The sequence below is a fragment of the Streptomyces flavochromogenes genome (assembly GCF_000717595.1).
Classification (GTDB): Bacteria; Actinomycetota; Actinomycetes; order Streptomycetales; family Streptomycetaceae; genus Streptomyces; species Streptomyces flavochromogenes.
In genome coordinates, this window is record NZ_JNZO01000048.1 from 24,274 (window position 1) to 33,261 (window position 8,988).

The following is an 8,988-nucleotide window of genomic DNA, read 5'->3' on the forward strand; positions in this document are numbered from 1 at the left end:
CCCGTCCTCCTCGCCCCGGCAACGTCTCTCCCCGGCTCCCCGAACCGGGGGAAGCACCGGGCGCCGCCCCAGAAGACGACTCCCTAACGCCGTCCGTCCTTGTGCCGGTCATCGTAGCCGCACCCCGCCCGTCGCCACACCCTGTCACCGCGATGTCACTGTGCACGTACCGCAAACGCGGTGGGAGACCAGAAGGTTCCCCGTATCCCGGCCTCTCACACCCCCGTGGCGACAGCCCGTCAGCGAAGGCCGAACGCCCGGCCGCGGCCCGCGCCGGGCCCGTGGCACGGAGTGCACTCCCTCCGCACCACGGCCCCGCCCGGAGTCACTCCCCCCGCATCCACTGCTCCATCACGGACAGCAGGTGATCGGGGTCGACCGGCTTGGTCACATAGTCCGAGGCGCCGGACTCGATCGCCTTCTCCCGGTCGCCCTTCATCGCCTTCGCCGTCAGCGCGATGATCGGCAGCCCCGCGAACTGCGGCATGCGCCGGATCGCGGTCGTCGTCGCGTATCCGTCCATCTCCGGCATCATGATGTCCATCAGGACGATCGTCACATCGTCGTGCTGTTCCAGGACTTCGATGCCCTCCCGCCCGTTCTCCGCGTACAGCACCGCGAGTCCGTGCTGCTCCAGGACGCTGGTGAGCGCGAAGACGTTACGGATGTCGTCGTCGACGATGAGCACCTTCTCGCCGGAGAAGCCGAAGGTACGGCGCGGCTCGGCCTCCACCTCCTGCTCCGCCCGGTCGGCGGCGACCTGCTGCCCGGACTGCCCCGGCACCGCCGTCCGCGCCCCGGTCGCCTCCGCGGCCGCCTTCCGCCGGTGCCGGAAGAGCGCCCCCGCCCCGGACCGCGCCTCCGTCCGTACGGGCGACGGCGGGAAGTGCGGGAACGGGTGGACGGCCCCGGCGGCCCCCTCCTCCGCCCCCTGCTGCGGGTCGTCGGACGCCCCCTGCCCGTAGCCGGGCGGCAGCTCCGTCGGGCTCAGCGGCAGATAGAGCGTGAACGTCGAACCGCGGCCCGGCTCGCTCGCCGCGAAGATCTCGCCGCCGAGCAGCCGCGCGATCTCCCGGCTGATCGAAAGACCCAGGCCCGTACCGCCGTACTTCCGGCTGGTCGTGCCGTCGGCCTGCTTGAACGCCTCGAAGATGACCCGCATCTTGCTCGCGGCGATCCCGATCCCGGTGTCCGTGACGGAGAAGGCGATCAGATCGGCCTCCGGATCGCGCAGCGAACCGGCCTCCAGGAGCTGCTCGCGAATCGACTGCGGCACATCGATCCCGGCCGGCCGGATCACCAGCTCCACCGCCCCCGTGTCGGTGAACTTCACCGCGTTGGAGAGCAGGTTGCGGAGCACCTGGAGCAGCCGCTGCTCGTCGGTGTGGAGGGTGGCCGGCAGCTCGGGCGAGACCCGCACCGAGAAGTCGAGCCCCTTCTCCGCCGTGAGCGGCCGGAAGGTCGCCTCCACGTAGTCGACGAGCTGGACGAGCGCGATCCGGGTCGGCGAGACGTCCATCTTGCCCGCCTCGACCTTCGACAGGTCCAGGATGTCGTTGATCAGCTGGAGCAGGTCGGAACCGGCGCCGTGGATGGTCTCCGCGAACTCGACCTGCTTCGGCGTCAGGTTGGTCTCGGCGTTGTCCGCGAGCAACTTGGCGAGGATCAGCAGCGAGTTGAGCGGGGTGCGCAGCTCGTGCGACATGTTCGCCAGGAACTCGGACTTGTAGCGCATGGAGACGGCGAGCTGTTCGGCTCGCTCCTCCAGGACCTGCCGGGCCTCCTCGATCTCGGTGTTCTTCACCTCGATGTCGCGGTTCTGCCGGGCGAGCAGCTCTGCCTTCTCCTCCAGTTCGGCGTTGGAGCCCTGGAGTTCCTTCTGCCGGTGCTCCAGCTCTGCCGAACGCTCCTTGAGCTGCTCTGTGAGCTCCTGCGACTGCTGGAGCAGCACCTCGGTCTTGGTGTTGACGCTGATCGTGTTGACCGTGGTGGCGATCAGCTCGGCGAGCTGGTTGAGGAAGTCCCGCTGGATCTGCGTGAACGGCTGGAAGGAGGCCAGCTCGATCACCCCGAGGACCTTGCCCTCGAAGAGCACCGGAAGCACGATCACATGCGCCGGAGCGGCCTCCCCCAGCCCGGAGGAGATCTTCAGATAGCCGGGCGGAACGTTGACCTGGATGGTCCGCTTCTCCTCGGCCGCCGTCCCGATGAGCGTCTCGCCGGGGCGGAAGGAGGTCGGCATGGACCCGGTCGAGTAGCCGTAACTCCCGCGCATCCGCAGCTCGTACGAGCCCTCTCCCTCACCCACGAGTTCGGCGTCGCTGTGGGCGGAGCCGGTCGGCATCGCCACGAAGAAGGCACCGTGCTGGGCCGAGACCACCGGCGTCAGCTCGCTCATGATGAGCGAGGCGACGTCGTCCAGGTCCCGCCGGCCCTGCATGAGGCCGGAGATACGGGCCAGGTTGCCCTTCAGCCAGTCCTGCTCCTCGTTGGCGAGGGTGGTGTCGCGCAGGTTGGCGATCATGGTGTTGATGTTCTCCTGGAGGGCCTGGATCTCGCCCGCCGCGTCGACACCGTCGATCTTGAGGTTCAGATCGCCCCGGGTCACCGCCGTGGCGACGGCCGCGATCGCCCGCACCTGCCGGGTCAGGTTCCCGGCCATCTCGTTCACGGACTCCGTCAGATCCCGCCAGGTGCCGTCCACGTCACGCACCCGGGCCTGACCACCGAGCTGACCGTCCGTACCCACCTCGCGGGCCACCCGCGTGACCTCCTCGGCGAAGTTCGACAGCTGGTCGACCATCGTGTTGATGGTGCTCTTCAGCTCCTGGATCTCGCCGCGCGCGTCGATGTCGATCTTCTTGGTGAGATCGCCCTTGGCGATGGCCGTGGTGACGGCCGCGATCTGGCGCACCTGACCGGTGAGGTTGGAGGCCATCGAGTTCACCGACTCGGTCAGGTCCTTCCAGGTGCCCGAGACACCCGGCACCCGGGCCTGGCCGCCCAGCTCGCCCTCCGTACCCACCTCACGGGCCACCCGCGTGACCTCGTCGGCGAACGACGACAGGGTCGTCACCATGGTGTTGACGGTGTCGGCGAGTTCGGCGACCTCGCCGCGCGCCTCGACCGTCACCTTCTTCGTCAGATCGCCGTTGGCGACGGCCGCCGAGACCCGGGAGATGTTCCGCACCTGACTCGTCAGGTTGTTGGCCATCAGGTTGACGTTGTCGCTCAGGTCCTTCCAGGTACCGGTGACCCCCCGGACCCGCGCCTGACCGCCGAGGATGCCCTCCGTACCCACCTCACGGGCCACCCGCGTGACCTCGTCCGCGAAGTTCGACAGCTGGTCGACCATCGTGTTCACCGTCGTCACCAGCTCCAGGATCTCGCCCCGGGCGTCGACGGTGATCTTCTTCGAAAGGTCGCCCTTGGCGACCGCCGTCGTGACCTCGGCGATGTTCCGCACCTGGATGGTGAGGTTGTTCGCCATGAAGTTCACGGACTGGGTGAGGTCCTTCCAGGTACCGGAGACCCCCTGCACCTCGGCCTGCCCGCCCAGGATGCCCTCAGTGCCCACCTCGCGGGCCACCCGCGTCACCTGCTCGGCGAAGTTCGAGAGCTGGTCCACCATCGTGTTGAGGGTGTTCTTCAGCTCCAGGATCTCGCCGCGCGCGTCCACGTCGATCTTCTGCGACAGATCACCGCGCGCCACCGCCGTGGCGACCTGCGCGATGTTACGGACCTGAGTGGTCAGGTTCCCGGCCATGCCGTTCACCGAGTCCGTCAGGTCGCGCCACACGCCTGCCACACCCGGCACCTGCGCCTGACCGCCGAGGCGCCCGTCGGTGCCCACCTCACGCGCCACCCGGGTCACCTGGTCGGCGAACGCGGAGAGCTGGTCGACCATCGTGTTGATGGTGTTCTTCAGCTCCAGGATCTCGCCGCGCGCGTCCACGTCGATCTTCTGCGACAGATCACCGCGGGCCACGGCCGTCGTCACCTGCGCGATCTGCCGCACCTGCGACGTCAGGTTGCCGGCCATGAAGTTCACCGAGTCGGTGAGCTCCCGCCAGCGACCCGACACACCGTCCACCCGCGCCTGACCACCCAGCCGGCCCTCGGTGCCCACGTCCCGCGCCATCCGCGTCACCTGGTCCGCGAACGACGACAGCTGCGACACCATCGTGTTGACGGTGTTCTTCAGCTCCAGCATCTCGCCGGCCACATCCACGGTGACCTTCTGCGACAGATCGCCGTTGGCGACCGCCGTCGTCACCTGCGCGATGTCACGCACCTGACCGGTCAGGTTCCGGAAGGCCGTGTTCACCGAGTCGGTGAGGTCCTTCCACGTGCCCGCCGCGCCCTTCACCTCGGCCTGGCCGCCGAGCAGACCCTCGACACCGACCTCCCGGGCCACCCGGGTCACCTCGGAACCGAAGGCCGACAGCTGGTCCACCATCGTGTTGACGGTGTTCTTCAGCTCCAGCATCTCGCCGGCCACGTCGACCGTGACCTTCTGCGACAGATCGCCGTTGGCCACCGCCGTCGTCACCTGCGCGATGTCACGCACCTGCGTGGTGATGTTCCGGAAGACGGTGTTGACCGAGTCGGTGAGGTCCTTCCACGTCCCCGCCGCCCCCGGCACCTGCGCCTGACCACCGAGCAGACCCTCGGCACCGACCTCGCCCGACACCCGGGTCACCTCGTCGGCGAAGATCCGCAGCGTCTTCGTCATCTGGTTGATGGTGTCCGCCAGCTGCGCGATCTCACCACGCGCCGACACCCGCACCTTCTGCGACAGATCGCCGTTGGCGACCGCCGTCGTGACCTCGGCGATGCCCCGCACCTGGTTGGTCAGGTTGCCCGCCATCGTGTTGACGGAGTCCGTGAGGTCCTTCCACACACCGGCGACCCCGGCCACCTCGGCCTGACCGCCGAGCTCGCCCTCCGTACCCACCTCACGGGCGACCCTGGTCACCTCGGAGGAGAACGACGACAGCTGGTCCACCATCCGGTTGACCGTGTTCTTCAGCTCCAGCATCTCGCCGGCCACGTTCGCCGTGACCTTCTGCGACAGGTCACCGTCCGCGACCGCCGTCGTCACCAGAGCGATGTCCCGCACCTGGGCCGTAAGCCGGTTCGCCATCGTGTTGACCGAGTCCGTGAGGTCCTTCCACGAACCGGACACCCCGCGCACCTGCGCCTGCCCGCCCAGCTTGCCGTCCGTGCCCACCTCGACGGCGACCCTGGTCACCTCGGAGGCGAACACCGACAGCTGGTCGACGAGGTTGTTCGCGGTACGGGCGACCTTCAGGAACTCCCCGCGCAGCGGCCGGACCGCCCCGTCGGCACCCTCCGAACGCAGGTCCATCCGCTGGTCCAGATCACCCTCGGCCACCGCCGAGAGCACCCGCCCCACCTCGGACACCGGCCGGGCCAGATCGTCGACGAGCGCGTTCGCGGCCTCGATCGCCGCCGCCCACGCCCCCTCACCGGCCCCCGCCTCGAGACGCTCGGACAGCTTGCCCTCGCGCCCCACCACCCGGCGGACCCGCGACAGCTCGCCCGTCACATGCATCTGCCGGTCCGCGACCTCGTTGAACACGGCGGAGATCTCCGCCATGACCCCGTCGCCGGACACCGTGAGCCGCCTGCGCAGGTTTCCGTCCCGCATGGACACCAGTGCGGCCAGCAGCCGCTCCAGCGCCGCCGCGTCCACCTGCACCGTCCCCCCACGGGAACGCCCGCCCCTCGCGCGCGTACCGCTGCCTCCGCCGCGCCGCGCCGCCGTGCCAGGTTCCACCGTGTCCCTCCCGAAAGGGGTCGACCGTACCGCTCCGGCTTTCGCCGGTAGCCTGCCCAGTGTTTCACCGCCACCGAACCAGGCGATAACAGTTCGGCAGCTTCGCACAGCGTCCCTACCCCCTGGGGACGGATTCAGCGATGACCGGCACCCGCTCGGACAGTGAAGGTAAGTAACCTGGCTTCCGACTGTCCAACCGCCCCGGTCCGCCCGGCAGGGGCGGCGTGGTGCGCGCACGACCACCGGGCAGCGGGAGGGACAGACCGAGCATGGCAGAGCCGGGCGTCGAGACGCGTACGAGGAGTGCTGTGATCACCGCGCGGGCGACTGCCAGCTTCGAGCCCGTCGGGCGGTCCGTCGCGGCCGCCCGCGCCTTCGTCCGGGACACCCTCCAGGGCTGGGGCCACCCCGAACTCGTCGACGACGCCGTCGTCCTCACCAGCGAGCTCGTCACCAACGCCGTCATCCACGCCGGCACCTCCGCCGAAGTCCTCTGCCTCCGCGCAGACGACAGCATCCGCGTCGAGGTCGCCGACCGGTACCCCGAGCGCGAGATCCCCGTCCAGGGCGGCCGCACCCTCGGCAGCCCCGACCGCGAGAACGGCCGCGGCCTGCTGCTCTGCGCCGCCCTCGCCCACCGCTGGGGCGTCGACTACACCCCCACCCGCAAGCACGTCTGGTTCCACCTCGACCTCGCCCAGCGCCCGGTCGGCACCCGCTCCGCGGGCCCCGTCCTCCCCGACGCCCTCCTCCCGGTCACCGACAGCCGCGTCCGCGTCGCCGTCGTCCAGATCGACCGCGGCGGATCAGTCACCGCCTGGAACGAGGACGCCGAGGAACTCTTCGGTTACGCCTCCGAGCAGGTCACCGGCAAACCCCTGGGCGATCTCGCGGCCTGGCCCCACACCCCCGGCATCGGCACCGGCCTCGCCGAGGCCCTCCGCCTCTCCCGCTGGGAGGGCAGCTACGGCATCCGCTGCGCCGACGGCCGCGTCATCCCCGTCTACGCCGCCCACCTCCGCGTCCGCGACGCCCAGGGCGAGCCCTCCACCGTCTGCCTCCTGGTACGCGAGCACGAGCGGGCGATCCTCCAGACCCCGCAGCGCCCCGCCTCCGAGCCGGGCTCCGAGAGCCGCGCCACGGACCCCTTCGAGGTCTTCATCGGCTCCCCGGCCCCCGACGACCTCGACGGCCTGCTCCAGCGCACGGTCGAACGCGCCCGCGACATGCTCGACGGCGACGCCGCCTTCCTGCTCCTCGCCACCGACGACGAGACCGAACTCGAGGTACGGGCGACCACCGGCCTCCCGGCCGCCCGCCAGCGCTTCGCCCGCGTCCCCGTCGAGACGGGCGCCAGCCGGTACGGCTCCGCCCGCATGCCCGCCGTGCACGAGGACCTGGCCGCCGTCCCCGGCGCCGTCCCCCTCCTCGAAGGCACCGGCATGCGCTCGGTCGTCACCGTGCCCCTCAAGGTCGAGGGCCGGCTCACCGGCTCCCTCGGCGTGGCCGCCGAGACCGCGAACCGCTACTCCAACGAGGAGGCCCTCCGCCTCCAGTTCGCCGCCGACCGCATCGCCCTGGCCGTCGAATCCGCCCGCCTCGGCGAGCTCGAACGCCTCCGCCGCGGCTCCCTCAGCTTCCTCGTGGAGGCCTCCGACCTGCTCGCGGGCACGCTCGACCGGGACCAGACCCTGGCCCTGATGGCCCAGATGACGGTCCCGACCCTCGCCACCTGGTGCGCGGTCTACACGATCGCCGACCAGTCCTCCGACCCGTACCTCTCGTACGTGCTCCACGAGGACGAGGACCGCATCGACGGCCTCAAGGACCTGCTCTCCTCCATCTCGCCGCCCGACCCGGTGCCGACCCCCGGCGCCCGCGTCTGGACCGCCCCGGGCGACGCCGCCCACCGCGCGGCCCTCACCGCCTCGGTCCGCGCCCTCGACCACCCCACGAGCCCGCTCTCCTCCGGCGTGGACACCACCCTGGCCACAGCGAGCACGGTCGCCGGCGAGACGGTCGTCCTGCCGCTGGTCGCCCGCAACCGGGTCATCGGCATGCTGACCCTGGGCAGGCCCTCGGAGGACCACTTCCGCCAGGAGATCCTGGAGCTCGCCGAGGACCTCTCGCGCCGGGCCGCCCTGGCCCTGGACAACGCCCGTCTGTACTCGGAGCGCGTGGCGATCAGCCAGTCCCTCCAGCGCAGCCTCCTCCCGCCCGGCCTCCCCCACATCCCGGGTGTCGAGGTCGACGTCATCTACCGCGCGGCAGGCGAGGGCAACGAGGTCGGAGGCGACTTCTACGACCTCTTCCCGATCCGCGACGGCGCCTACGGCTTCGCCATCGGCGACGTCTGCGGTACGGGCCCCGAGGCGGCCGCCGTCACCGGCCTGGCCCGCCACGCCCTCCGTCTGCTGGCCCGCGAGGGCTTCGGCGGCCCGGCCGTCCTGGAGCGCCTGAACGCGGCGATCCTCGACGAGGGCGCCCGCAGCCGCTTCCTCACCCTCCTGTACGGCGAGATGCGCCCCCAGGAGGACGGCTCGGCGATCCTCAAGGTCGTCTGCGCCGGCCACCCGCTCCCCCTGCGCCTCCGCCCGGACGGCACGGTGACCTCTGCGGCCGAACCCCAGCCGCTGCTGGGTGTGATGGAGGACCTCGAACTGTACGAGGAGACCATCACGCTCGACCCGGGCGACGTCCTCCTCTGCGTCACGGACGGCGTGACGGAACGCCGTGAGGGCACCCGCATGCTGGGCGACGACGGCCTCGCCGAAGTCCTGAAGACCTGCACGGGCCTGACGGCCGGTGCGGTCGCCTCCCGAGTGCTCCGCGCGGTGGAACGCTTCGCCCAGGCCCCGGCCTCCGACGACATGGCCATCCTGGCCATGCGCCTCCGCGAACCGGACGACCGCTGACGCTCCCGGCGATCCCCGTAGGGGGATCGCCGGCCGGTCGTCCCCCCGGGAACGCAAAAAGGCCCCCGCCACTAGGCGGGGGCCTTTTCACTTTGAGCCCTTTAACGGAATCGAACCGTTGACCTTCTCCTTACCATGGAGACGCTCTACCGACTGAGCTAAAAGGGCGGGTGTTCGGCGGCGTCCTACTCTCCCACAGGGTCCCCCCTGCAGTACCATCGGCGCTGAAAGGCTTAGCTTCCGGGTTCGGAATGTAACCGGGCGTTTCCC

The 8,988-nt window shown here is 70.4% G+C and carries 2 protein-coding genes, 1 tRNA gene and 1 rRNA gene; 1 reads left to right on the top strand and 3 read right to left on the bottom strand.

What is annotated here, in order from left to right; all coding sequences use genetic code 11:
- Window positions 1-325: 325 nt before the first annotated feature.
- Complete coding sequence (locus IF00_RS0138185) at window positions 326-5,803, bottom strand: HAMP domain-containing protein (RefSeq protein ID WP_209439841.1); 5,478 nt, start codon at window positions 5,801-5,803, stop codon at window positions 326-328.
- Between the two features lie 269 nt (window positions 5,804-6,072).
- Between IF00_RS0138185 and IF00_RS0138190 the strand changes: the two genes are divergently transcribed.
- Complete coding sequence (locus IF00_RS0138190) at window positions 6,073-8,718, top strand: SpoIIE family protein phosphatase (RefSeq protein ID WP_037640150.1); 2,646 nt, start codon at window positions 6,073-6,075, stop codon at window positions 8,716-8,718.
- A gap of 95 nt (window positions 8,719-8,813) precedes the next feature.
- Here IF00_RS0138190 and IF00_RS0138195 read toward each other — a convergent pair.
- Window positions 8,814-8,886: transfer RNA gene (locus tag IF00_RS0138195), tRNA-Thr, on the bottom strand.
- Between the two features lie 4 nt (window positions 8,887-8,890).
- Window positions 8,891-8,988 (bottom strand): 5S ribosomal RNA (rrf, locus tag IF00_RS43025); the annotation flags it as partial.

What these genes read in the sequence shown, in the direction of transcription:
- IF00_RS0138190 (WP_037640150.1), top strand. Translation starts at nt 6,073, where the DNA reads ATGGCAGAGCCGGGCGTCGAGACGCGTACGAGGAGTGCTGTGATCACC.